Origin of the sequence: Nocardia sp. CA-151230 (genome assembly GCF_050942175.1) — a bacterium.
In the GTDB taxonomy this organism is placed as follows: Bacteria; Actinomycetota; Actinomycetes; order Mycobacteriales; family Mycobacteriaceae; genus Nocardia.
Genome location: NZ_CP192061.1, coordinates 3,344,986 through 3,367,702 on the forward strand (window position 1 = coordinate 3,344,986; position 22,717 = coordinate 3,367,702).

Consider the following 22,717-nt stretch of genomic DNA (forward strand, 5'->3'; position numbering starts at 1 on the left):
GACCGATGTCCATCATCGACCCACCCTCGAGCCTGTCCAGGTTGCTGCGTCTGGTCGGGCTCGTCGCCGTGGTCTCCTCCTCGGCGAGTGCGGCCCTGTTCCACCGGCCGTGGGTGGCGGCGCTGGTGGTGCTGTCCTGGCTGGGCTGGGCGGCGTGGGTGCTGATGCCCGCGCGGAAGTGGCGGTGGGAACGAATCTGCCTGTGCGCCATGGCCATCGGTGGGGGATCGACCGTCGCCCAGTCGGTCGGTTCCGGAATCACCGCCCTGGCCACGGTATTCATCGCCCTCGGCCTGCTGAGCGCGCCGCTGTGGTTCGGCCTGGCGATCGCGGTGTCCACCTCGGCGCTGATGTGCGTCTCCATACTGGTGGACGGGGCGCGTCCAGGGGCGCTGGTGGGATTGCTGGTCGGTGTGGTCGTGGTCGGCTTGGCGGGCTGGAGCCGCCGCCAGGCGCGGGTCGGCGCGGAGCGCAATCGGATGCTGGTGGAACAGAATCGGATCATCCGCGAGGAACGGGACCGGGCGGCCGCCCTGGCCGAGCGCGGGCGCATCGCCCGCGACATCCACGATATGCTCGCCCACACCCTGGGCGGCCTGGTGCTCCAGCTCGACGCCGCGGACGCGCTGCTGGAGGCGGGGGAGACGGACCGGGCGGCGGAGCGGGTCAAGGCCTCCCATCGGCTGGCGGTGTCCGGGCTGGCCGATGCCCGCCGGGTGGTGGGCACGCTGCGGTCGGGCGGCTTCGACGCGGCAGTCGAACTGCGCCGGGTGGTGGAGGAGCACCGCGCCGCCGGCGGTCAGCTGGCCGAACGATTCGATGTCGCGGTGGATCCGGCGAACGAGCAGGCGGCGGTGGCGCTGACCCGCGCGGTGCAGGAGGCGCTCACCAATGCGCGCAAACACGCACCCGGGCAACCGGTTACGCTCACGCTGCGCGGCAGCGGCGTGTCGCTGGAGGCGGTGGTGTCGAATCCGATTGCCGCGCCACGGATGCCGCTCGGCAGCACCGGGTCGGGGGCGGGACTGCTGGGTATGCGGGAACGGATCGAGGCCGCGGGCGGACTGCTGTCCGCCGGGAAGGAGGAGGGTCGGTGGACGGTACGAATCCTGCTGCCGCGGAAGTGATCACGGTGGTGGTGGCCGACGACCAGACCACGGTGCGCGACGGGCTCACCACGGTGCTGTCGCTGCTGCCGGATATGCGGGTGGTGGGGGAGGCCCGCGACGGCGCAGAAGCGGTCGAGCTGGTCCGGCAGGTGAAACCCCGTGTGGTGCTGATGGATCTGCGCATGCCCGGCATCGACGGCGTGGCCGCGACCGCTGCTGTCACCGCCCGATATCCCGAGACCGCGGTCCTGGTGCTCACCACCTACGCCGACGACGCTTCCATCGCGGGCGCGCTGCGGGCGGGCGCACGCGGATATCTCACGAAGGACGCCGGTCGCGCCGAGATCGCCGCGGCCATCCGATCTGTGGCGAGCGGTCACACCACCCTGGCCGCCGACGTGGGCCGCCGCCTGCTCTCCGCCCTCGACGCGCCGCCCGAACCGCCCGCCGACCTCACCGACCGCGAGCGGGACGTGCTGCGGCTGATGGCGCAGGGGCGCAACAACTCCGAGATCGCCGAGGACCTGTTCATCGGCGTCAGTACCGTGAAGACCCACATCAATTCACTGTTCGCCAAGCTCGGGGTCCGCGATCGAGGTCAGGCCATCGCCTACGCCCATCGCACGGGTCTGGCCCGCTGAGCGAGGGGTCGGTGCGGGGCCTCCCGGCCCCTGATCAACTATCTGAGTCTGTGATATTGCAATCTGAACATGAATTGCCGGTTCAGCATCGCTGCCGCGACATCCGGACCATGAACCTGTTCGGAACACGCAGCCGCGAAGAGTGGTGCCCGCCATCGGACTTCGTCGCGCCTAGGGGGTAACCGCTTTCCCGAAGCGGGCTTCGAATGCCGCGCGGTTGGCCGACACGGGGGAGCGGTCCCAGATGGCGAACACGACGCGATCGAAGGCGGCGCCGTGGATCTGGAGCGCCCGGTCGAAGGCCTCGGCGACCTCGTTCGGGTCATTGCGGAACACGCCGCATCCCCACGCGCCGAGGACCAATTCGCGGACGCGCTCGTGGGCGGCGACGGCGAGCACCCGCACGGCGCGGGCGATCAGGATCTCGCGAACATCGACCCGCTCGCCCGAACGGTCCGCCAGTGCACCGGCATTCGGAGCGGGCGAGGTCAGGAACGAGGTGGTGAAGGTGTGCGCGGTGAGCGCGCCGAGGTCGTCGCGGATGACCGGGACCTCGCGGGAGAAGATGACGCGATGGCTGTAGCGCAGGTCGTCGGATGCGCGGTGGGCCTCGTAGTAGCCGGGCGTCTCGAGCAGGCAGCGGTACAGCAGGGCGCTGCGGCACAGGTCTTCCTCCTGGGCGCGTGCACCGCGGAGGTAACCGCCGCCGGGGTTGCGGGCGGAGGCGAAATTGAGGACGGCGAGGGCCTTTCCGCCCTCCTCGTGTAGCCGGCGCGCGGCTTGCACGCTGCCTTCGGCCGTGACCTCGGGGCGGCCGGTGAACGGTCCGAGGTCTCGGTTGTCGAGCTCCTCGTCGGGTTCGAAGCAGTGGGTCCAGGCGCGCGCCTCGGACAGGGCGTCGGCGATGTCGACGAGGGTTCCGTCGGCCGCGTGATAGGTGCCGAGAGCGGCGATCCGCTCGTTCTCGTCGGCGATTTGCTTTGGGTTGGTACTCATTTCAGCGACCCTACGGGCCGGGCCCGAGGACGGCATCCGGATTTTAGTCGCAGGCACCAATACTGGGCTGTCGCGGTCCGCGCACCGGGTTTGTCCGACCTTCCGCCTACGATGTCGCCATGACCGGCTCCCAGCGTTTGCGGATCGTCCCGTCGCAGTTCGCGGTGGATCATCTGCCGAATTCCACCTTCCCGGAGGATGACGAGTGGATCGCCCTGGTGCGGGCGCCGGAGGGGCTCACCGTGATTCGCGAGGCGCCCGCGTGGGCCGAGGGCGAGACCTGGAAGGGTTTCTACGGTGTCGACGCGGGCAGCCTGAACGCGCCCGGCACGCTGGCCGCGTTGATCGGGCCGCTGGCGGAGTCGTCGATCCCGGTGTTCGTCGCCTCCACCTTCCATGCGGATCTGGTGCTGGTTCCCGCGCATCGGCTGGAGGAGGCGTCGGCGGCGCTACGCGATGCGGGGCATCGCATCGCCGACTGATGGCATCGCATCGCCGACCGATACCGTGCCGCGGTCGGTGAGCAGGGCTGCCGGGTGTGAGAAATGCCGGTCCGGCGTCGTCCCACCGTCCGGTTGCGTGCGACGGCCCACGGGTGCACCATATTACTGTCTACGTACGTAGAACGTATGAGCGGGCGCGCCCCCGGCGCCCGGGGCGGCTCGAGTCCATGCCGGCGATCACCCTACGATCGGGTGCGCACCAGGACAGTGGGCCGACACGCGATGCGGAATCGGCTGAGCCGTGAGGTGAGGAGACGTCAGACGTGAGTGCGCGAGGCTTCGGAGACCTGGAAGCGGTCGTCATCGAACGCATCTGGGACCGCTCCGGCAAGACGACGGTCCGGGAATTGTTCGACGAGCTGGCCGGCGAGCGCGACATCGCGTACACCACCGTCATGTCCACCATGGACAATCTGCATCGCAAGGGCTGGCTGGAACGCGAACGCGTGGGCAAGGCCTACCGATACTGGGCCACGCTGAGCCGCGAGGAGTACAGCGCCCGTCTCATGCGTGAGGCGCTGGGCAGCGGCGGGCGTTCGGATCTGGTGCTCGCGCATTTCGTGGAGCAGATGAGCGCCGAGGAGTCCGAGGGCCTGCGGGCGGCCCTGCGTAAACTCGCGCGCTCCAAACTGCGCTGACCGGAGGGTTTGCGCGCCACCTCGATTCCCGCCGCTGCCACCGGTAGTGGGTGGCTGCCGTCTGTCGGCCGCGGGTTCGGCGTGTCGGGTGGCCGATTGCGCAAACCTCATGCGTGTCCTGTCGTTTTGCTCCGGATTCGCCTCGGCCGGGCGTGAGCCCGATCACCGGCTCCCAACTAGCTACGTACGTAGATAGTAGATTGTTTCGAGGGCGTGTCAATGACATGCCGGCAAGAAAACCGGTCGGTCAAAACATCGGCCGGGCAGTCGGATTCGAGGCGGGAGGTGGCGGCGGTGGCTCGTGTCGGTGGGTTCGGCCGGACGCTGTGGGTGCTGCTCGGCTCGGGGCTGATGCTGCTCGCCGCGATTGCCGGTTGCGCGCTCGGCGATGGGTCCGACCATGCGCGTCCGCTGGAAGCGGTGTCGATCGCCCCGGGCGAACCGGGGGATCCGGGACCGCACGGCGGTGAATCCGAGCACTGTGACCCGCATGTCGGGGATGCGATCCGGACGGCCTCGCCCGGCGCGGAACACGCGCCGGAGGCGGCAGCCGATCCCGTCGTCCTGGCAGCCGGACCTGCGGATACCGGAATCGCCGCCGTGTCCCACAGCGTCCGGGGACCACCCGATTACGCGGTCGGTGGCCGAATGCTGCTGACCCGCCTGTGTATCGACCGACGCTGATCGGCCGGCGACAGGCCCGGTGCGTCCTGCCCGGGCCGGAGTCCGTTGCCGTGCACGTCATGCCGCCGCCGCGGCGGTCCGATACCGAAAGCGACAGTCATGGACAAAGGTCTGCTCGACGACTTCGACACGATCACCGGCCGTTCCGGGTTGCCCGGCCTGGCCCGGGAACCCCGCGCCCTGGTGGGCAATACGCCGGTGCTGTGGGTGGGGGAGCCCTTCGCGCCCCCGGGGCTCGGCTTCTGGGCCAAGCTCGAGGGGCGCAATCCGGGCGGGATGAAGGACCGGCCCGCGCTGCACATGGTGCGGTGCGCCCGGGAACGGGGAGTGCTGGCGCCCGGCGGCCGGATCATCGAATCCTCCAGCGGCACACTGGGGTTGGGTCTGGCCCTGGCGGGGCTGGTGTACCGGCATCCGGTGACGGTGGTGACCGATCCGGGGCTCGAACCCATGGTCGCGCAGCTGCTCGCGGCCTACGGCGCCCACGTGGAGCTGGTGTCCGAGCCGCATCCGGTCGGCGGCTGGCAGCAGGCGCGCCGCGACCGGGTCGCCGAACTGCTGGCGGCCGAGCCCGGCGCGTGGTGCCCGGACCAGTACGGCAATCCCGACAATGTCGACGGCTACGAGTCCCTGGCCCGGGAGCTGATCGAACAGCTCGGCGGCGTCGACGTCCTGGTCTGCGCCGTCGGGACCGGCGGCCATTCCGCGGGCGTCGCCCGTGCCCTGCGCCGCACCAACCCGGACCTGTCGCTGATCGGTGTGGACACTGTGGCCTCCACCATCTTCGGTCAGCAGGCAGGCCCGCGCCTCATGCGCGGCCTCGGCTCCAGCATCCACCCGCGCAATGTCGACTACGCCGCCTTCACCGAGATCCACTGGGTCGCACCGGCCGAAGCCGTCTGGGCCTGCCGCACCCTGGCCGCCGCCTACCTGGCCAGCGGTGGCTGGAGCGTCGGCGCGGTCGCGTTGGTGGCCGGGTGGGCGGCCCGCACCCACGCGCCGGGTACTCGTATCGCCGCCGTCTTCCCCGACGGTCCTCATCGCTACTTCGACACCATCTACAACGATTCCTATTGCGCCGCACACGGACTGCTCGGTGCTCCACAGCCCACCGCGCCGGACACGATCGCGCATCCCCGCGACCGGCAGGTGGAGAAGTGGACACGCTGCTCAACGGTTATCGACCCCCGGGCGTCGGAGCCCGCGTCGGAGACCGCAGCCGGTGACCGCGCTCCGGCGCTGACCGCGAGCACGGTCGGCCCTGTTCCCGGCCGTGGGCCGGGCGGCGGTGCCGCCGACCGTTCGATGGCGGTGGAGCCCGGAGATGGTGAGCCGGTCCGGAATCCGGTACGCGGTTCGGCGAGCGCACACGACGTCGCGGAGCCGCTGTCGTGAATATCGTGGCGAAGTTTCGCGGGTTCGATCGGGCCGCGCAGTTGCTGATGGTCAATCAGTTCGGCATCAACCTCGGGTTCTACATGCTCATGCCGTATCTGGCCGGGTACCTGTCCGGGCCGCTGGGTTTGGCGGCGTGGGCGGTGGGGCTGGTGCTGGGTGTGCGGAACTTCTCGCAGCAGGGGATGTTCCTGGTGGGCGGCACGCTGGCGGATCGGCTGGGGTACAAGCCGCTGATCGTGGCCGGATGTCTGCTGCGGACAGCCGGTTTCGCGCTCCTGGTGTTCGCATCGGATCTGCCGGGCCTGCTCATCGCCTCGGCGGCAACGGGATTCGCGGGGGCACTGTTCAATCCGGCGGTGCGGGCCTATCTGGCCGCGGAGGCGGGGGAGCGGCGGGTGGAGGCGTTCGCGGTGTTCAACGTCTTCTACCAGGCCGGGATGCTGGCGGGCCCGCTGGTCGGATTGGCGCTGCTGGCCTTGGATTTCCGGGTCACGGCGGCCGCGGCGGCGGTGGTGTTCGCGCTGCTCACCATCGCACAGCTGTTCGCCCTGCCCGCGCGCCGCAGTGCCGAACCGGCCGTGCGGACCTCGGTGCTCGAGGATTGGCGCACCGTCGTCGCCAATCGCCGTTTCGTCGCGTTCGCGCTGGCCATGATCGGCTCGTATGTGCTGTCGTTCCAGGTGTATCTGGCGCTGCCGCTGCAGGCCGAGTACCTGGCCGGTGAGCGGGCGCAGACGGTCACCTCGGCACTGTTCGTGATCTCCGGCCTGGTCGCGGTCGCGGGGCAGCTGCGCATTACCGCCCGGTTCCGGAAACGCTGGGGGACCGGGCGGGGCCTGGTGGTCGGTGTGGCCCTGCTGGCGGTGGCGTTCGTGCCGCTGGCGATCCTGCCCGCACCGCGGCCCTTCGGTGCGCCGGTGGCGATCGGCGCACTGCTGCTGGCGGCGGCGGTGCTGGCGGTCGGCACGGCGGCGGTGTTCCCGTTCGAGATGGACACCGTGGTCTCCCTGTCGGGGAATCGGCTGGTAGCCACGCATTACGGCTTCTACAACACGGTGGTGGGGATCGGCATCCTGGCCGGCAACCTCGCGACGGGGGCGCTCCTGGGGGCGGCGCATGCCGCCGGCGCGGACTGGGCGGTGTGGCTCGGTCTGGCGGTCATCGGCGCGCTGGCGGCCTTGGCCTTGCACGCCCTGAATCGATCCGATCGGGATCCGGCCCCCACCGGCAGGCATCGCAAGCCGATCGAGGATCCGTCATCGCCCGCGGGTCGGCGGATCGACTATCCGACCCGGCCGCTGCCGGTGCGGCGCTGAGACCGGGACCCGGCGCGGCGGTCCGCGCCGGGTCGCGGCTAGACCGCACAGACCTGGATGCCGATGCCTGCGGTGACAATGGCCGCCACCGGGATGAACACGGCGGTGAGCGTGATCGCGGTGACCGCGATGCGCGTGTGCAGGCGGGGCGGGTTCTCCGGCGCGGAGAGGCGGCGGACGCGGGGCAGCAGTGCGGCCTCGGCGGTCGCGGGCGGGGTGGGGAGAGTGGAGAGGGTCAGCAGGGCCTGTAAGACGGTGGCGCGCCCGTGGATTCGGGCGGCGGCATCATCGGCGAGCATCTCCAGCAGGCGCGCCACCTCGGAGGCGCCCAGGGTGAACAGCTCGACCCGCGGCAGCACGGTGGCCAGGCCGCGGGTGAGGGTGAGCAGCAGGTGGTGGCGGCCGTCCAGGTGGGCGCGCTCGTGGGAGAGCACCGCATCGAGGTGATGGTGCTCGAGCGCGGCCAGCACGCCGCGGCTGACCACGATCGTATGGGGTTTGCCCGCAACGCAATACGCGGCCGGATGATCGACCTCGAGTACGACCGCGTCCAGGCCGGGGTGGTGGCGTCCGGCGAGCCGGGCCATGCGGGCGTGCTCGAGGGTGGTGCGGCGCGAGCGCAACAGGGTGCTGCCGAGCCGCACCGCCAGCACCAGCAGGGCGAGCGTGGCGAATCCCGACAGCGCGAACAGTCCGGTCTGCATGTGCCCGCCGTAGTCGCCGACCGCCGCGTCGTGCAGGTGCAGCAGGCAGCTGTCCATGAATCGGACGGGGAACAGCGAAATCTGGTGCGTGACAAGGTCGATGATGATGATCGCCAGCGTCACCGTCCAGGCCAGCACGGTCGAGGCCATGGCCGCCAGCCACGCCGTCACCGCGATCCGCGGCGCGACCCCCTCGGTGCTGAGCCGGCGCAACAGCCGGGGCGCGAGCACGACCACGGCGAATCCGTACAGCAGCAGACAGACGGCGACGCTCATGCCGGCACCCGCGATCGCGCTGCTCGCATCCGATCTCCTCCCGTGGAATGGGCACGAGTGTAGAGGGCAAAACTGAGGGCAGGCTTACTCTCACGCCGTGGCGGCGGCCGCAGGCGCCCGGCGGGAGTGCGATGCCCAATACCCCTGCGGGGTACAGTATCCACATACCCGCTGGGGGTATAACCCCGTAACCGGCGACAGGAGAACCGATGTCGACCCGTACCGAAGCGGCATGGCGCATGGCGCGACATCCCGCCACTGTGACCCTCGCCCGCTGCGTCGCGCTGTGTGTGATGGCCGGCGTGCAGGCCGGCCTGCGCGGACGCGTCGCCGACTCGCCGTGCCGGGGTGGGAAAACCGCATGAATCGACCGGGCGTGCTTGCGCGCGGCGGCGATTCTCCGGTATTACGTATCTACGTAGTTGATACGTAGATGGACCGGGTGTCGTTCCCTCGACGACACCGGGACGCCGACCGGACCGGCGTCGACCACGGGTGGGGCCGGGTGTTTCCGCGAGCAACCCCGGCCCCACCCGTTGTCACCGCGCGGCGGTCAGCAGCGCGTGGGCGGCGCCCTCGATCGCCGCCTCGTCCAGCAGCACCGCCGCGGCGGCCGGACCCAGCGGCACGAAACTGTCGGCGCTGGTGGCACGGGCCACGCGGCCCTCGAAACCGGCGTCCAGCAATGCCGCGCACACCGCCTCGGAAACGCCTCCGCTGCGACGGGTCTCATCGGCGACGAGCACCCGGCCCGTGGCGCGCGCATGCTCGAGCAGATCCGCCACCGGCAGCGGCGCCAGCCAGCGCAGATCCAGTACCCGTGCGTGAATCCCCCGCGCGGCCAGCCGTGCGGCCACCCGCAGGCTCATCGGCACACCATTGCCGAAGCTCACGATGGTGAGATCCGGGCCGGTGCCGTACACGCGGGCGTGCCCGATCTCGGCATGGCGTACACCGGAAATCGGCGCCAGCCAGCCGCCGTCCCCGGCGCGATACAGGTCCCGGGTGTGATAGAGCGCGATCGGCTCGAGAAACACGCACACCCGCCCGTCCACCCGCGCCGCCGACACGCATGTGCGCAGCATCGCCGCCGCATCATCGGCCCGGGCCGGCGCGGCGATCACCAGCCCGGGGATATCCCGCAGCGCCGCAAGGGAATTGTCATTGTGGAAATGCCCGCCGAACCCCTTCTGATAGGCCAGCCCCGCGATCCGCACCACCACCGGATTCCGGTACCGCCCACCCGAGAAGAACGACAGCGTCGCCGCCTCCCCCCGCAGCTGATCCTCGGCATTGTGCACATACGCCAGGTACTGAATCTCCGGAATCGGCACGAACCCCGCCAACCCCGCCCCCAGCGCGGTCCCCAGCACGCTCTGCTCATCGAGCAGCGTGTCGAAAACCCTTCGCACCCCGAACTTCTGCTGCAACCCCTTCGTCACCCCGTACACCCCACCCTTGCGCCCCACATCCTCCCCGAACACCAGCACGTCCGGATCGCGGGTTAGCAACTCCGCCAGCGTGTGATTCACCGCCTGCGCCAGGGTGAGCGGCTCGCCGGAAACCGGTGGAGGAGGCGCCGCGGACGAGTTTCCCTGTACCGCAGGCATCTTCGCGGATGCGGCGGCGGAGGCTCGCGTAGCGGGGGCCAGGTCCGATATCGCAGCTGCCGCGTCCTCGATGGCGGGAGCCGGACCGGCGGTCGCGCCGGCCGAGTCCACGGCAGCCGCGGTCGGGGGTGTGACATCGGCGGTGCGCAGGGCATCGGCGCGGACCAGCGCCGGGTGGGCAGGGGCGAGCGGGGCGGTGATCTCGGCGGCCGAGTGCAGTTTCGGTTCGTGCCAGGCGGCTTCGGCGGCCTTGGCGACCTGGTCGCCGATCTCGTCGTAGCGTCTGATGATCGTGGCGGGGGTGGTGACGCCGGTGGTGATGAGCAGGCGGGCGGTGGCGGTCACCGGGTCACGGCGCAGGTCGGCGGCGATGTCGGCGGGGCGGCGGTAGGCCGATTCCACATCGGAGCCCGCGTGGCCCAGCAGCCGCACGGTGCGCAGGCGCAGGAAGGCCGGTTTCCGGTGTGCGCGTACGTGATCCGCGGCAGCGGTCGCCGCCGCCAGCGCGGCGGGCAGGTCCGTGCCGTCGGCGTCGAAATACGCCAGTCCCGGCCGGGATCCGTAGGCCTGCTCGATCCAGGTGCGCGGGGTGGGCACGCTGATGCCCAGGCCGTTGTCCTCGCACACGAACAGGATCGGCATCGGCACGCCCTGGTGGGCGGTGTGGATCGCGGCATTGATGGCCCCGGCCGCGGTCGAATGGTTGGCCGAGGCGTCGCCGAAGCTGCACACCACCACCGCATCCTCGGGCCACTGGGTGTGCAGGCGCAGCTGCGCGGCCCGGTCGAGGGCGAACGCCAGCCCGACCGCGCGCGGCAGGTGCGAGGCGATGGTGGAGGTCTGCGGAATGATGTGGGCGGGCTTGCTGCCGAAAACCTTGTGCCGCCCACCGGAAATCGGGTCCGCGGCCGCCGCCGCGACACCCAACATCACATCGCGGAGCGGATCGGGGCCGGGCACCTGCCGGACGCGGTGTACGAAGAACGCGCCGGACCGATAGTGCAGCAGCGCCGGATCGGTGACCCGCAGCGCCGCCGCCACCGCGACATTGCCCTCGTGTCCCGACGAACCGATGCTGTAGTACCCGTGCCCCTCCCGGGTGAGCCGCCGCGCGGCCAGATCCAGCTGCCGGGACGCGGCCTGGGCGTCGAAGAGCTCCAGGCACCGCGCCCCGGTCAATCCGCCGGCGGAGTCGATCGGTTCCCGGTGCGCGCGAGCCGCTCCCGGCGTCGTCGCCGCCACCTCCGCGCGAAACCACTGATCCAGCTCAGCTTCCCGATCGTTGATGACGCCCTCCCATCGTTCGAGTTCGCCGGGACCTCAGCGTAGGTGCGAAACGCCGGTGGCAGCGGCAACATCCGATCCATCGGCCAGTCCGTCCAGACTGCCTCGCCGCTCCGCGGTCGCGCAGCATTTTCCGGGATGTCGGCCAGTGGCTCGGAAATGTGCCGAGTGACTCGGCTGTGGGGTGTGAATGTTCTCGGATTTCGCGGATACCCTCGACCATTCCGAGACGCGGGCGCGGGCGACCGCGAATCTGGACGGCCGCGGCGATGACACGCATCGCCGCGGCCGTGAACCCGCGCCGGTTTCCATGGGAGTGGGGAAATGGGAGTGGGGAAACGGAACCAGCCCAGGCGGTCCTACTTGCTCGAGCCGGTGCTGCCGAGCAGGGATCCGAGGCTGCCGGTTCCGCTGCCGGTGTCGACGCCACCGTCCGCGCCGGGCGCGACGATGGTGGAGGCTCGGTCGGAGGAAGCGTTCACGCTGCCCGCGCCCGAGTACTCGGCGGTCAGGGTGCGCTGGCCCGCGGTGGCCGGGGTCCATGGAATGGTGGCCTTACCGTCACCGCCGACCTGCGCGGTGCCGACCACGGTGTTGCCGTCCTTGAAAGTGACGGTGCCACCGGCGTTTCCGGGCTTGATCGTCGCGGTCACGGTGGTGGCCTTGCCGACCTGCGCGCCCGAGATCGGGGAAAGGGTCGTCGTCGAGTCGGTGGCCTGGGCCGGGGCGTCGGCCACGGCGACCTGGGTGGTGGTGGACGAACCGGTGACACCGTCGCGCCCGGAGAAGGCGGCCTGCAGGAGGTGGTTGCCGGCGGTGGCCGGGGTCCACGCGTAGATGGCCGTGCCGTCCCCGCCGACCGGGATTGTGGCGAGCGAGGTGTCGCCGTCGCGGATCTCGACCGTGCCGCCGGCTGCGGCCGGGCTCACGGTCGCGGTGAGGGTGACCGACCGGCCGACCTGCGCACCGGATCCGGCGGTCAGGCTGACGGTGGAGCCGGTGTTCTGCTCGGAGACCTGCACGGTGACCGGCGCGGACTGGGATCCGGCGGCGGCGTCGGTGCCGGCGTACTTCGCGGAGAGGGTGTGGGCGCCCTTCACGGCCGGGGTCCACGCGTAGGTGGCGGTGCCGTTGTCGCCGAGCGACCCGCTGCCGAGTTCGCTGGTGCCGTCGTAGAAGGTCACCGGGTCGCCGGCCGCGCCGCCGGTCACGGTCGCGGACAGCGTGGTCGCCACGCCGACCCGCCCGTTCTGGACCGGGGCAAGCACGGTGGTGGAGGTGTTCTTGCCGACCGTGATCGAAGGGCCCCTGGTGCCGTAGTTCCCCGACCCGAGCGACCCGCCGTAGTCCATCCCGCTGGTCAGCGCTGTGCCGCGCGGGCAGTCGTGGCCGACCCTGTACTGGACGGTGAAGATCGGGGAGCGATGGAACCCGGGCCGATTCTGGACCGACCAGTCGGTGACCCCGAATGCCACGCGGACATAGCCCTGGCCGTTGCCCTCGTCGGCCTTGACCTCAGGATTGTCGACGGGATAGTCGCCGTCGTTCCCGGTCATCTTGGCCGAGCCGGTGACAAAGGTCAGGCAGGCCGCGTGCCGGTCCTTGATGTTGTAGATGAACTCGTCGGTCCAACTGTTGCGCTCGAATTTCGTGCTGACCGTGATGGTGTCGCCCTCGGCGGGCGAGGTATTGCTGACCGTCCGGGTGAACTGCGAGGATCCGTCGTTCCACATGATCGTCCCGGTCTCCGCCCCGGCCTGGCCGGCGCCGAGGAGCGTCAGCGCGCCGACGGCCGTGGTGGTCGCGGCGCAGGCTGCCATCCCGCGTGTCATTACCCTGTGTGCCATGGTGTTCCCTGTGTGATCGGTGCGGAGGCGTGCGTCGTCGCGGTCGGGGTGAGCAACCGGATCGGCCTCCGCCGAGAATCGTGATGTCAGACGCCGGGAACATTAGGGCGGCGCGGATCAGAGCTGAAACAATAATTCGCGACGGCTTCACAAGCTGACGTTGTGAGTCCGATCGCCGCTGAAATGACCTGCACGGCAGTGTTTTCACACCGTCGCCACATTCAGCCCGGCCAGGAGTCCTTCGCCATCATGTCGGCGATCAACGCCGCTATGTTCCAGGCGTCGTCCCCGCCACGATGATGAGTCCCCTCGAGCGGTAATCCCGCCAGCCGCAAAGCCCCTGCCATCCCGTAGCGGCGCGTGGTGTCCCGCGCGGCCGAGAAGGCCGGCTTGGCATTGGTATGCCTGCTGCCGAACGGGTACCGCACCCCCATCCCCTCGCACTGCGCGGTCAACTGTTTGCGGTCGTAGTCACCCCAGCTCGCCCACGGCCGCGAATCGGCGTGAAATTCGGTGCGCAGCAACTCGCACGCCTCCGCGAACCCGATTCCCGCCGCCACCTGATCCGCGGTGAGTGTGGTCAGCTGCGTACAGAATTCGCTGACCCTCGAACGCTCGGGCCGCACCAGGATGCTGTGCTTGCTCACCCGCTCCCGGGTGACCGTATCGAGCACGCACAACCCGATCTCGATGATCTCGTTCGGCTGTCCCGGCGGATTGGGGCCCTCCCAGCAGGTGGCCTCCACATCCACCACATTCAGATATCTCTCGTCCATACGACCGCACGCTAGCGCGTGGATACCCGTGTACGACAACGATTTTCGGTGGCACACCACCGGAGGGCCACTCACTCCGCGCGCAGTTTCAATCCCGTGTCGTTGCCGGTGTTGCGAAGGGTCAGTTCGTTCGAATCGATGGTGGCCTTGGTTTTTCCGTCCAGCGCCTGCAGCACCTGCTGCTCGACCTCCATGACCTGCGGGTCGCACATCATGCGGGTGGTCGCGATCTGGAAGGTGACAGTGTCGTCGTCGATCTGGGCCGTGCCGGTCATGGTGTTGCAGCCCGCGCTGCCCGAAACCTTGCCGTCCGGGGTGATGGTGAGGGCGGGGCGGACCTCGTCGAGGGCGGCCGAGTGGACCTCGGCGTCGGGGCGCAGCAGGGCGGTCACGATCCAGGGCGTGCCGATCAGCGGTTTGTCCGGGTGGGCGGCCTTGCGGTCGAGCATGGTGACCGTGGAGCCGTTGCCCTTCAGGGTGAGCGTGTCGCCGGTCAGCGTCCAGGTCGGCTGGGAGCGCAGCAGGCCGTCCTGCCAGCCGTCCGCGCCCGCGACATCGCCCGGGCATGCCATGAGCGTGGTCGCCATCTCACCTACCTCGAGTGTATTGCCTTGCAGGTCAACGATTCCGGTGGCGGTATTGCAGCCGGAGGCGGCCGTGATGCGCCCGTCGGCGAAGGTCAGGGTCAGCGGCCCGCCACCCGGTATCGGGGTGCCCGTCACCGCGGTCGAGACGAAGGAGCGGCCCATGGGCGAGGCGGGCGGGATCTCGTTGACGCCGCCGTTGGGGGAGCATCCGGCGGCGGTCACGACGGTCAGCGCGAGCAAGACCCACAGACGAGTTGCTGGCATATGCCCGATCGTACGGCGATCACGCCGGCATCCCGAGCGCGGACGCGAGCGTCTGCTCGATCGAGTTCGCGAACGAGCCCGCGCAGCTCAGCCATGGGCGAGCGCCTGGTCGGTGAGTGCGCCGATGGCCGGTCCGAGTGTCCGGGCGTAGCTGACCGTGAGGTGGTTGTCGTCGCGGTACACCAGGGTATTGCCGACGATGAGGGGACAGCGGACGGCGGTGCAGAACAGTGCGGTGAGGTCGGCGTACCGGCCGCCTCCGGCGACGGCCGCCGCCTGCTCGGCCACGACACCCGCGTCGTTCACCGCGACCGGTCGCTCGGGGGTGCATGCCAAGGCATCGTCGATGTGCTCGGACAGGCATGCCGGCACGGTGGTGTGCGGATCGGGGATCGGCCCGAGAACGAGGACGGCCGAGCCGATCGCGCGCAGCTGGGCAACCAGGCGGGTCAGGCCATCGATCCAGGCACGGTCATAGGAGACGAAGCCGAAATCTCCGCCGTAGCGTCGGGACATGCTCACCACGATCAGCCGCGGGCGTTCGCTCTGCAGCCGGGTCAGCACCTGGCCGCGCCATTGCTCGCATTCGGTGTACTCCCGATCCAGATACGGACTCGTGATGGGCAGGTCCAGCAGTGGGCAGGTGACCTTCGCCATGGTCTCGAGCCGCATGCCCCGCGCGGCGGCGATCGGCTCCACCGCCGGACTCCACATCGCGGCGTGCGAATCACCGACCAAGGCCACGGTGGTGGCCGAGTCGGGATTACCCGAGGCACATTCGGGCTGACCCACATCGCGCCAGGAGCGCACACACCCATTGGTGAACACGTCTGCCTTGTCGCCGGACGCGTTGCCGAGCGAGGGGGTGAGATTCGACGGGACAGCCCGGATTTCGGCGGAGTCGGCGACCGCCGACTGCGTTTGTGCCACCAGTTGCCGGACCGCTTCGTCGCGGGGGTCGGCGGCAGGAGCGGACGATGCAGGGGGCGCGACGAGCGTGAGCGCCGGCGCCGACATGCCGCGGCCGACCGGGGCGGGGACGAGTACGAGCAGTGCCACCGCCACACAGATGGCGACAGTAGTGCACGCGCCGCCACAGGCGAGGCTGAGCCTGGCCGAGCTCCGCAACGGTGCGGCGAAGCGGACCGGATTCTCGACCGACCAGTGCGTCAGCAGCGCGAGTCCGCCGGTCATCATGACCGCGCCGAGTGCGTCGACGCGCCCGAGCGGGTGGCCGAGCGCCAGGGGCGCCAGCAGCAACACCGGCCAATGCCACAGATACAGGGTGTAGGACAGGCCGCCGATCGCCCGCACCCGAGCCGGAGCCAGTATCCGACCAACCCCGAATCGTGGTGCGGCACAGCCGGACACGATCACCAGAACCGCCCCCAGGACAGGCAGCAGCGCCGCGGCGCCGGGATACGGTGTCCTGCCGTTCAGCTGGGTGCAGGCCGCGACGATCAGGACCAGGCCGATCCATCCGACGAGCACGGCCACCGACTTCGGCAGCCGGGACCATACGACGGCCGAGAGCGCCACCATGCCGCCGACCGCCAGCTCCCAGGCCCGAGCGGGCAGCGAGAAGAAGGCCCATGGCGGCAGTACACGGGTCCACATCAGCGAGATCGCGAACGAGGCGGCCGCGACAACCGCGAGCACGATCAGGTACGGCAGCAGCGTGGCCGATCCGGTTCGTCGCCGCCGCACGAGCCAGGCCGTCGTCATGATGACCACCGGCCACAGCAGATAGAACTGCTCCTCCACACCGAGCGACCAGAACTGCTGGAACGGCGACGGCGGCGCATCGGCGGCGAGGTAGTCGGTGCCGTGCAGGGCGAGCCGGTAGTTCCCGGCGTACAACGCGCTCGCGATCGCGTCGCCGAGGATCTGGCGGGCCTGCAGCGGCGGCAGGAGCACCGCCGCGCCGATCGCGGTGGTAACCAGGACGATGCTCGCGGCGGGCAGCAGCCGACGAGCCCGTGCGCCGTAGAACCGGGCCAGCTCGATGGTGCCGGTGGCCGTTGCCTCCCGGCAGAGTATTCCGGTGATCAGGAAGCCCGAAATCATGAAAAAGACATCCACGCCGACGAATCCGCCACCGAGCCCTGGCGCACCCGCATGGAAGAACACGACGGCCAGCACCGCGACCGCTCGCAACCCTTCGATATCGGGCCGAAATCCCTCTCTGGGCGGCGTTGCATCCTGAACCCGGTCTGCCTGCCGATTTATCAATCCGCTTCCGGCCGTGTCCGTCATGGGGCTGCATTGTTATCGATCGGGTCGGCCATGTCACCGCGACTCTCCGGGTGGTCCGGTTTGCCGCCTCCACTGCGCACCATCGCCGTGCAGCCCGTGCCGATCGCGTCCTGCCACGGTTGGGCTGGATGTTTGCTGCACGCCCGGCAGCGGGCGGGATGGTCGGACGTGAATGACGTTTCCCGCCCGCGGCGCACTCGGCAGCAGCGCCGGGCAGCCGCGAACCGCTTTTGATGCTGCTGCACCTGTTCTCGGGTGAGGCCGTGGTGCGTGGGGTCTTCCAGCGACCGGACCGGACACCGCCTCTCCGTCTCGTGGAGGCCATGCCGGCGGTCCACTGCGCCCGCGCCTCGACTCCGGCGGCGCCGGGTTGACCTTGCCGCTACGTCAACTCATAGCGTCGAGGCCATGAGCGAGCCCACCGAACCGGCCATCGACCGGACCATCTACCCCATGCCCATGTTCGCCACCTTCCGGGTGCGCGACCTCGCCGCCGCAACCGCCTGCTACGCGGCCGCCGGATTCATCGCGCTGGCAACCATTCCGGACGCCGACGGCACACCCGTCCTGGTGCACCTGCGGCGGATGAAGTACCAGGACCTGCTGCTGGTCCCGGGCGAACCGGCGCCGGGCAGCACGACGGTCACCTTCGCCGCCGGCGGCGCGGACCTCACCTCACTGGCGAAAGCCCTGCGGGAGCGCCATCTCCCGGGCCTCGGCGTGGAAGGTCCCGCGGACACCGCGTGGTACACCACGGATGTCACCCTCGACGACCCGGACGGCAACCGGGTCATCTTCACCGCACCCCGCGAGGCCGAGCTCGATCGGGCCAAGGAGTGGGCGGCGACCTTCGAGGGCGACTGGGTCGGCAAGAATTAGCGACGAGACGGGAGGGCTTCGTGGAGTGGACGATTCAGCAACTGGCCGACAGCGCCGGCGTCACCAGCCGCACGCTGCGTCACTATGACGAGATCGGGCTGCTCCCGCCCGCCCGGGTCGGCCACAACGGCTACCGCTTCTACGACGCCGATTCGGTGGCACGGCTGCAGCGCATCCTGCTGCTGCGCGAGCTCGGCCTGAGCCTGCCGGTGATCGCCGAGGTCCTCGACCGCGAACACGACGCCGACAAGGCCCTGCACACCCATCTGCGGTTGCTCGAAGACGAACGCGCCCGCCTCGACGAGCGCATCCGGATCCTGCGCCACACCCTCGACGCGCGCGCCGGAGTCGACGGATCGCTGCAGATGATGCTGGAGGGTTTCAACGACCCCTACCGCGACGAGGTCGTATCCCGCTGGGGTGAACGCGCTTTCGCCGTGAGCAACCAGTGGTGGCACGGCAAGTCGTTGCGGGAGCAGCGGGAGTGGAAGCGTGACATCGACGATATGATCGCGTGCTGGATCGCCGCCCGCGAGGACGGGTGCGCCCCGGACTCCGAGCGCGCGCAGGCGCTGGCCGCCCGGCACGTGGCGTGGTTGCGGGCCATCCCCGGAACACCACTGGCGGACGGTGATCGGGAGCGCTCGATCGCCATGATCGGCGGACTCGGACGGATGTACGTCGAGGACGAACGGTTCGCCGCCGCCTACGGCGGACCCGAACACGCTGTCTTCGTATGTGATTCGCTCGACGAATATGTGCGCCGGACACTGTGAAGCCCTGCCGTGCCGCGAAATGCATGCCCGGCAGGGCTTTTCACGCGCGTACGGCTCAGCTGCCGTAGACCTGGCTGGAGTTGAACGAGAACTGGTGTCCCATCGAGCTGCACTGCACCCCGCCGCGGTAGCCCTGCGTGCACGTCGCGCCCGCGTAGCTGATGCTGGCCGGAGACCACACGTCACCGCTGGACGGCAGTGCCTGGTTGCCGCCGGGCTGGGTGTGGCCGGTGCCGCTGTTCCATTCCGGGTGGGCGGGCCAGGCGGCGTTGTCGATGATCGCGGCCGGGGCGTACGGCACCGGATAGGCCTGGCCATTGGGCCCGGCCAGCGACACGTACATCAGCGCGCCCGCCGGGTTGATATCGCAGCCGACGATGCCGTTGGCGGCGATCGAACAGTTGAAGCCACCGATATTGAAGAACGCGGTGTCTCCGACGAGGAAACCCGACGGATCGGTGGGGTCGGCGGAAGCGACGCCGGTGCTGAGGAACAGGGCGCTCCCGGCCGCGGCGGCGAGCAGGACAGATCGAGCTTTCAGCGTCATGAGTGCCTCTCCTGTAGTGAACCACCTTCGATAGCCGATCATGTGCTATTGCTATCAGCACTGGTTAACGGATATTACAGGTGGGCTCGCTCGTCCTGTGGTGGCGGTGGGAATCCTGGGTGGCCTGCTTTTCTCCCAGGTCGATAGCTGTGAATAAGCTGTCGACCTGACGAGTGTCCGAAGCGGGAATTCCGTGCCCGCGGCACTCTCACCATGGGCCCCGCAGGGTTCGTGCACTGCCACGGGATCTTCCCACAGACCCGGGGGCGCGCCCCGGAAAAGCTATTTCTCGCAGGCGATTCCGTCGCCATCGCGGTCCAATTCGCGGCGATACCCCGGCTCTCCCCGATGCAGCGGCGCGGCACCTGCCCTCTTCGCCTCGGTGCAACTGCGGTAATACACCGACGGGGCGCTGGTAGTTTCCGGCGCTGGGGCAGGCGCAGCGGCGGGCGGGGGCGGTGCGGCAGCGGGCACGGAAGGCACCTCCGCCGATGCGCCGGGAATCGAAGTGGAAGGCAGCGGAACGATCGACGTAACCGGCGCAGACACGGTCGTGCTGCTGGCCGGCGCCGCAGCGGTCGTGGTGGCCACTATCAATGTCGCAGTCGGCCGGGTTGTGGCAGTCGTCGGAGACGGCGATGTCGCACCACACCCTGAAATCAGTGCAACGGCGGCGACGGCGGCAGTGATCAGGATGCTATGTCGTAGCGGAGGCAAAAGAGTAACCCTTCGTCGTGGCGTGGATCAGCGCGGGCAATCCGGTCGAAACCACTGCTACGGATGGCACACGCACGTCACGACCATTCACCGATTTCTTGCGGCCATGCGCCTTTCAGCAAATGCTTGGCACGATATGTCTGCCGGTAACCAAGCCAACGAATACCGTTGCGCCCCTGCCTACCCAGGAACCACGCCAACAGCGGAGACAATCCACCATGCGAACCACCACTACCGTTGTCCTGGCCCTGCGGGTAGTGAGTCTCACGTAGAGACCCTGGACCCTTGGAAATTCAGTTGCGGTGCACCAGTTTCCGCTGCGAATGTTGTTGTACCGCAAGCTCGATGGGTCGGCGGTCTCGGAAGGTTCCGGCCTGTGGAGGTCAGCCGGTCTTGAAAACCGGAGGCGGGCAACGTGTCCCGGGGGTTCGACTCCTCAGCTTTCCGCGGTGTTTCCGTCGCGAGACGGGACCGAATGGGCGTAGCGGTGTGGCGCAGCTCGGCAGCGCAGCGGACTCATGATCCGAAGGTCGTCGGTTCGAATCCGGCCACCGCCATCAACTGGTTGAGCACATGGTGTGCACGGGGGCTGTAAACCTCCCGCCTGCGGGCACAGGTGGTTCGATTCCATCCAGCCGGACGATGGCGTAGTTGCTCTGTCGGCACGGGCAGCCTGACTTTCACTCAGGACCCACGTCGGTTCGACTCCGACCTACGTCACCAACGACCTCGTGCCGCGCTGGCCCGGCACCCTGACTCTCACTCAGGACGACATGGGTTCGATTCCCATCGAGGTCACGACGATTCCTGGCTCAGTGGTCGGAGCGCCGCCTCGATAGGCGGGGGCCGTTGACGATGCAGGAGTCTCGTGGGCTGAGACAATCTCTCATGCGAACAACCACAGTCGTCGTGCTCGGCGTGGCCGCCGCGGTGCTGGTCGCGGTGCACGCGACGCCGGTTTACTGGGTTGTCTGGTCCGTGCTGGTCGTACTTGCGACTGCGCTCTGGCTTGTTCGGCGCTGACCGTGCGCCTCATCGTGGCGTTCGAGCTCAGCAAGATCATCCATTGGTTCCGGCCGTCACCGTATGCCCCTGGCCACGGCCGTTGCTGGCCTGATTCGGGGTGTTCGGTATCGACCGCATACACTGTCGGCCATGCGGATGTTCCTGGATATCCTCCTCGTTATCACCAGCGTGCTGCTGGTGCTGCTGGTGCTGCTGCACCGGGCCAAGGGCGGAGGTCTGTCCAGCCTCTTCGGTGGTGGTGTGCAGTCGAGCCTGTCGGGGTCCACGGTTGTCGAGAAGAACCTCGATCGCATCACGATCTTCCTCGGGTTGGTCTGGCTGATCTCCATTCTCGGCATCGGCCTCGAAATCAAGTTCTCCTAGCCCCAAGCTCCTGAGATCGCCCGGGCACCCACCAGGTGCCCGGGCGATTCGTCGTGCGCGGCAGGGTCACCGCGGATGACGTTGCACGGGTGACAGATTCGCGAGGGCGGCGCTGAGGGCCCGGCGGGCGTCGGCGCGGCTGATGGGAGTGTCGTCGTCGAGGGCGGCCAGTTCGATGGTGAGGAAGTCGCGGATCAGGTCGGACATGCTCACGCCGCGATGGTCGGCCTCGGCGCGGATGCGCTGATCCATGGCGTAGGGGAGCCGGACCGTGCGCAGCACCGTGACGGGGGTGTCGGGGCCGGGGAGGTCGGGTTCGGGGGCGTCCTCGTCGAAGGTGAGGCTGTCGAGGAAGTCGCGGGCTTCGTCGGCCGTGTGCGGGTAGCCCTTGTCCGGATAGTCAGTCATGGTCCGCCTCCCATTGTTCGAACTGGGCGAGAAGCCTTCCGGTCACCGGCCGGACGCCGACGACCTGCTGGTCCCACTGCGACAGCGGACGCACCACCACCGCCAGCGGCTGCCCCGCGCCGGTGCGGCCGATGATCATGAGAGCGGGCAGCCCGCCCGTCCCGCGCACCGGTCGCGGCCAGCGCCGGTCCGGGCCGGTCAGGACCCGCATGATCTCCTCGGGTGCGATGCCGAGCCGGGCCGCGACGTCGAGGGCCCACTCGGGAATCTCATATCCCACGGCCGCATAATACGATCGTAAAACAGCTGGTCGCCACCTGTCGACCGGCCTTTCGCGGATAGCGCGGGCGTGTCGGTGGCAGGAGTGTTGCCAACGGGTGTCGCCAACTCGCATGACGCGCCGCGCCGAGATCGGCATCATGAACGAATGGACCCGGTGAAGACGGTCGCGCCGAGCCTTGCGGGGGTGCTGGACCGGAATCTGTTCTGGATGGTGTGGAACACCGTATTGGCCTGGATCCCGGTGGCTTTGGCGCTACTGGTGTTCCGCGGCGCGCGCGATGACGAACGGCGACTACCGATTTCGCCGGTGTGGTGGGGCGGATCGGTGCTGTTGCTGCTGTTCCTGCCCAATGCGCCCTACGTGGTGACCGATCTGGTGCACCTGCGCGACGACATCCGCGCGGCCGGCAACGGCCCGGTGGTGACGACGATCCTGCCGGTCTACGGCGTGTTCATCGCCTCCGGTTTCGTCGCCTACTACCTGGTGCTGGCCGAGCTGGGCCGCTTCCTGGAGGCGCGCGGGCTGGGCGCGTGGCGCACCCCGGTGACGCTCGCGATCCATTTGCTGTGCGCGATAGGCGTTTTCCTGGGCCGCTGGGTGCGATTGAACAGCTGGGAGCCGGTGGTGCAGCCGCGCGGCACCTTCGATCGCATGATGCTGGCGCTGAGCTGGAACTGGGCACCGGTGCTCATCGCGGCCATGTTCGTGGCAACGGCCCTGGGGCACTTCGTGACCCGGGCCGTGGTGGAGGCGGGCATCGACAGCGCCCGCCGGGGCGCCCGGCTGATCCGAACCCGGAAGTTCGCCTAGCCGAGCGCCCACGGGGACA

Annotated in this window: 23 protein-coding genes, 3 tRNA genes and 1 pseudogene; 16 read left to right on the forward strand and 11 right to left on the reverse strand. The window is 69.2% G+C overall.

Translation table 11 applies throughout. The features are described 5' to 3' along the window. Positions 1 to 5: 5 nt before the first annotated feature. Together ACQP1O_RS15395 and ACQP1O_RS15400 are read left to right on the forward strand one after the other, a co-directional pair. The gene (locus tag ACQP1O_RS15395; protein WP_433566462.1) at positions 6 to 1,127 is read left to right on the forward strand and encodes a sensor histidine kinase; all 1,122 of its coding nucleotides are present in this window, start codon (positions 6 to 8) and stop codon (positions 1,125 to 1,127) included. Continuing rightward, on the forward strand, positions 1,094 to 1,750 hold the full coding sequence (locus tag ACQP1O_RS15400; protein ID WP_433566463.1) for a response regulator: 657 nt from the start codon (positions 1,094 to 1,096) through the stop codon (positions 1,748 to 1,750). Before ACQP1O_RS15395 ends, ACQP1O_RS15400 begins: the two co-directional genes overlap by 34 nt. Positions 1,751 to 1,921: 171 nt before the next feature. Here the strand turns inward: ACQP1O_RS15400 and ACQP1O_RS15405 are convergent, their stop codons facing one another. Next, entirely contained in the window at positions 1,922 to 2,746 is an 825-nt protein-coding gene (locus ACQP1O_RS15405; RefSeq protein ID WP_433566464.1) for a TIGR02452 family protein, read from the reverse strand. Between the two features lie 119 nt (positions 2,747 to 2,865). Between ACQP1O_RS15405 and ACQP1O_RS15410 the strand changes: the two genes are divergently transcribed. From ACQP1O_RS15410 to ACQP1O_RS15430, 5 genes and pseudogenes are all read left to right on the forward strand, one after another. Further along, positions 2,866 to 3,228 carry an ACT domain-containing protein gene (locus ACQP1O_RS15410; RefSeq protein WP_354837508.1) on the forward strand — a complete coding sequence of 121 codons (363 nt, stop codon included), beginning with the start codon at positions 2,866 to 2,868 and terminating at the stop codon, positions 3,226 to 3,228. A gap of 284 nt (positions 3,229 to 3,512) precedes the next feature. Continuing rightward, positions 3,513 to 3,887: a BlaI/MecI/CopY family transcriptional regulator gene (locus ACQP1O_RS15415; protein WP_433566465.1), complete on the forward strand. Its 375-nt coding sequence runs from the start codon at positions 3,513 to 3,515 to the stop codon at positions 3,885 to 3,887. Between the two features lie 294 nt (positions 3,888 to 4,181). Then, entirely contained in the window at positions 4,182 to 4,571 is a 390-nt protein-coding gene (locus ACQP1O_RS15420) for a hypothetical protein (RefSeq protein WP_433566466.1), read from the forward strand. Positions 4,572 to 4,670: 99 nt separating this feature from the next. Continuing rightward, a pseudogene (locus ACQP1O_RS15425) lies at positions 4,671 to 5,768 on the forward strand (PLP-dependent cysteine synthase family protein); the annotation flags it as partial. Positions 5,769 to 6,013: 245 nt separating this feature from the next. Continuing rightward, positions 6,014 to 7,285 (forward strand): MFS transporter, encoded by a 1,272-nt coding sequence (locus tag ACQP1O_RS15430; RefSeq protein ID WP_433567694.1) that lies wholly within the window; start codon positions 6,014 to 6,016, stop codon positions 7,283 to 7,285. A 38-nt stretch (positions 7,286 to 7,323) separates the two neighbouring features. Here ACQP1O_RS15430 and ACQP1O_RS15435 read toward each other — a convergent pair whose 3' ends face one another. Continuing rightward, on the reverse strand, positions 7,324 to 8,265 hold the full coding sequence (locus ACQP1O_RS15435) for a M56 family metallopeptidase (RefSeq protein WP_433566467.1): 942 nt from the start codon (positions 8,263 to 8,265) through the stop codon (positions 7,324 to 7,326). Positions 8,266 to 8,474: 209 nt separating this feature from the next. Between ACQP1O_RS15435 and ACQP1O_RS15440 the strand changes: the two genes are divergently transcribed. Beyond that, positions 8,475 to 8,630: a hypothetical protein gene (locus ACQP1O_RS15440; protein WP_433566468.1), complete on the forward strand. Its 156-nt coding sequence runs from the start codon at positions 8,475 to 8,477 to the stop codon at positions 8,628 to 8,630. Positions 8,631 to 8,804: 174 nt separating this feature from the next. Here the strand turns inward: ACQP1O_RS15440 and ACQP1O_RS15445 are convergent, their stop codons facing one another. The 5 genes from ACQP1O_RS15445 to ACQP1O_RS15465 all read right to left on the reverse strand — a co-directional run bounded on the left by ACQP1O_RS15445 (position 8,805) and on the right by ACQP1O_RS15465 (position 16,889). After that, positions 8,805 to 11,117: a thiamine pyrophosphate-dependent enzyme gene (locus ACQP1O_RS15445; protein ID WP_433566469.1), complete on the reverse strand. Its 2,313-nt coding sequence runs from the start codon at positions 11,115 to 11,117 to the stop codon at positions 8,805 to 8,807. 401 nt (positions 11,118 to 11,518) lie between these two features. Further along, positions 11,519 to 13,006, reverse strand: coding sequence for an Ig-like domain-containing protein (locus ACQP1O_RS15450; RefSeq protein ID WP_433566470.1), 1,488 nt, complete (start codon positions 13,004 to 13,006; stop codon positions 11,519 to 11,521). A 221-nt stretch (positions 13,007 to 13,227) separates the two neighbouring features. After that, positions 13,228 to 13,782: an exonuclease domain-containing protein gene (locus tag ACQP1O_RS15455; RefSeq protein ID WP_433566471.1), complete on the reverse strand. Its 555-nt coding sequence runs from the start codon at positions 13,780 to 13,782 to the stop codon at positions 13,228 to 13,230. A 71-nt stretch (positions 13,783 to 13,853) separates the two neighbouring features. After that, on the reverse strand, positions 13,854 to 14,633 hold the full coding sequence (locus ACQP1O_RS15460; protein WP_433566472.1) for an META domain-containing protein: 780 nt from the start codon (positions 14,631 to 14,633) through the stop codon (positions 13,854 to 13,856). Positions 14,634 to 14,720: 87 nt separating this feature from the next. Then, positions 14,721 to 16,889: an acyltransferase family protein gene (locus ACQP1O_RS15465; protein ID WP_433566473.1), complete on the reverse strand. Its 2,169-nt coding sequence runs from the start codon at positions 16,887 to 16,889 to the stop codon at positions 14,721 to 14,723. Positions 16,890 to 17,297: 408 nt separating this feature from the next. On the opposite strand from ACQP1O_RS15465, the gene ACQP1O_RS15470 reads away from it, so the two are divergent. Together ACQP1O_RS15470 and ACQP1O_RS15475 are read left to right on the forward strand one after the other, a co-directional pair. Then, positions 17,298 to 17,768 (forward strand): VOC family protein, encoded by a 471-nt coding sequence (locus ACQP1O_RS15470; protein WP_433566474.1) that lies wholly within the window; start codon positions 17,298 to 17,300, stop codon positions 17,766 to 17,768. Between the two features lie 20 nt (positions 17,769 to 17,788). Then, positions 17,789 to 18,544, forward strand: coding sequence for a MerR family transcriptional regulator (locus tag ACQP1O_RS15475; protein WP_433566475.1), 756 nt, complete (start codon positions 17,789 to 17,791; stop codon positions 18,542 to 18,544). A 55-nt stretch (positions 18,545 to 18,599) separates the two neighbouring features. On the opposite strand, the gene ACQP1O_RS15480 is transcribed toward ACQP1O_RS15475, so the two are convergent. After that, the gene (locus tag ACQP1O_RS15480) at positions 18,600 to 19,091 is read right to left on the reverse strand and encodes a hypothetical protein (protein ID WP_433566476.1); all 492 of its coding nucleotides are present in this window, start codon (positions 19,089 to 19,091) and stop codon (positions 18,600 to 18,602) included. Positions 19,092 to 19,373: 282 nt separating this feature from the next. Continuing rightward, entirely contained in the window at positions 19,374 to 19,682 is a 309-nt protein-coding gene (locus tag ACQP1O_RS15485) for an excalibur calcium-binding domain-containing protein (protein WP_433566477.1), read from the reverse strand. Positions 19,683 to 20,291: 609 nt separating this feature from the next. Between ACQP1O_RS15485 and ACQP1O_RS15490 the strand changes: the two genes are divergently transcribed. The 5 genes from ACQP1O_RS15490 (at position 20,292) to secG (ending at position 21,197) form a co-directional block, all read left to right on the forward strand. Beyond that, positions 20,292 to 20,365, forward strand: a tRNA-Met gene (locus tag ACQP1O_RS15490). Positions 20,366 to 20,452: 87 nt separating this feature from the next. Beyond that, positions 20,453 to 20,531 (forward strand) — tRNA-Glu (locus ACQP1O_RS15495). A gap of 2 nt (positions 20,532 to 20,533) precedes the next feature. Beyond that, a tRNA-Glu gene (locus ACQP1O_RS15500) sits at positions 20,534 to 20,606 on the forward strand. A gap of 90 nt (positions 20,607 to 20,696) precedes the next feature. After that, on the forward strand, positions 20,697 to 20,831 hold the full coding sequence (locus ACQP1O_RS15505; RefSeq protein WP_433566478.1) for a hypothetical protein: 135 nt from the start codon (positions 20,697 to 20,699) through the stop codon (positions 20,829 to 20,831). Positions 20,832 to 20,963: 132 nt separating this feature from the next. Then, a complete protein-coding gene (gene secG, locus ACQP1O_RS15510) occupies positions 20,964 to 21,197 on the forward strand; it encodes a preprotein translocase subunit SecG (RefSeq protein ID WP_433566479.1) in 234 nt (77 codons plus the stop codon). Positions 21,198 to 21,263: 66 nt separating this feature from the next. Here secG and ACQP1O_RS15515 read toward each other — a convergent pair whose 3' ends face one another. Beyond that, positions 21,264 to 21,605 (reverse strand): hypothetical protein, encoded by a 342-nt coding sequence (locus ACQP1O_RS15515; RefSeq protein WP_354846543.1) that lies wholly within the window; start codon positions 21,603 to 21,605, stop codon positions 21,264 to 21,266. Further along, positions 21,598 to 21,885 (reverse strand): hypothetical protein, encoded by a 288-nt coding sequence (locus ACQP1O_RS15520; RefSeq protein WP_357003288.1) that lies wholly within the window; start codon positions 21,883 to 21,885, stop codon positions 21,598 to 21,600. Before ACQP1O_RS15520 ends, ACQP1O_RS15515 begins: the two co-directional genes overlap by 8 nt. A 147-nt stretch (positions 21,886 to 22,032) precedes the next feature. Between ACQP1O_RS15520 and ACQP1O_RS15525 the strand changes: the two genes are divergently transcribed. Continuing rightward, positions 22,033 to 22,698 carry a DUF1361 domain-containing protein gene (locus tag ACQP1O_RS15525; protein ID WP_433566480.1) on the forward strand — a complete coding sequence of 222 codons (666 nt, stop codon included), beginning with the start codon at positions 22,033 to 22,035 and terminating at the stop codon, positions 22,696 to 22,698. The last annotated feature ends 19 nt before the right edge of the window (positions 22,699 to 22,717 follow it).

Coding starts and splice junctions, on each gene's coding strand:
- ACQP1O_RS15395 (WP_433566462.1), top strand. CDS start 6: ATGTCCATCATCGACCCACCCTCGAGCCTGTCCAGGTTGCTGCGTCTG.
- ACQP1O_RS15405 (WP_433566464.1), bottom strand. CDS start 2,746: ATGAGTACCAACCCAAAGCAAATCGCCGACGAGAACGAGCGGATCGCC.
- ACQP1O_RS15410 (WP_354837508.1), top strand. CDS start 2,866: ATGACCGGCTCCCAGCGTTTGCGGATCGTCCCGTCGCAGTTCGCGGTG.
- ACQP1O_RS15430 (WP_433567694.1), top strand. CDS start 6,014: ATGGTCAATCAGTTCGGCATCAACCTCGGGTTCTACATGCTCATGCCG.
- ACQP1O_RS15435 (WP_433566467.1), bottom strand. CDS start 8,265: ATGAGCGTCGCCGTCTGTCTGCTGCTGTACGGATTCGCCGTGGTCGTG.
- ACQP1O_RS15440 (WP_433566468.1), top strand. CDS start 8,475: ATGTCGACCCGTACCGAAGCGGCATGGCGCATGGCGCGACATCCCGCC.
- ACQP1O_RS15450 (WP_433566470.1), bottom strand. CDS start 13,006: ATGGCACACAGGGTAATGACACGCGGGATGGCAGCCTGCGCCGCGACC.
- ACQP1O_RS15455 (WP_433566471.1), bottom strand. CDS start 13,782: ATGGACGAGAGATATCTGAATGTGGTGGATGTGGAGGCCACCTGCTGG.
- ACQP1O_RS15460 (WP_433566472.1), bottom strand. CDS start 14,633: ATGCCAGCAACTCGTCTGTGGGTCTTGCTCGCGCTGACCGTCGTGACC.
- ACQP1O_RS15465 (WP_433566473.1), bottom strand. CDS start 16,889: ATGACGGACACGGCCGGAAGCGGATTGATAAATCGGCAGGCAGACCGG.
- ACQP1O_RS15470 (WP_433566474.1), top strand. CDS start 17,298: ATGAGCGAGCCCACCGAACCGGCCATCGACCGGACCATCTACCCCATG.
- ACQP1O_RS15480 (WP_433566476.1), bottom strand. CDS start 19,091: ATGACGCTGAAAGCTCGATCTGTCCTGCTCGCCGCCGCGGCCGGGAGC.
- ACQP1O_RS15505 (WP_433566478.1), top strand. CDS start 20,697: ATGCGAACAACCACAGTCGTCGTGCTCGGCGTGGCCGCCGCGGTGCTG.
- secG (WP_433566479.1), top strand. CDS start 20,964: ATGCGGATGTTCCTGGATATCCTCCTCGTTATCACCAGCGTGCTGCTG.
- ACQP1O_RS15515 (WP_354846543.1), bottom strand. CDS start 21,605: ATGACTGACTATCCGGACAAGGGCTACCCGCACACGGCCGACGAAGCC.
- ACQP1O_RS15525 (WP_433566480.1), top strand. CDS start 22,033: ATGGACCCGGTGAAGACGGTCGCGCCGAGCCTTGCGGGGGTGCTGGAC.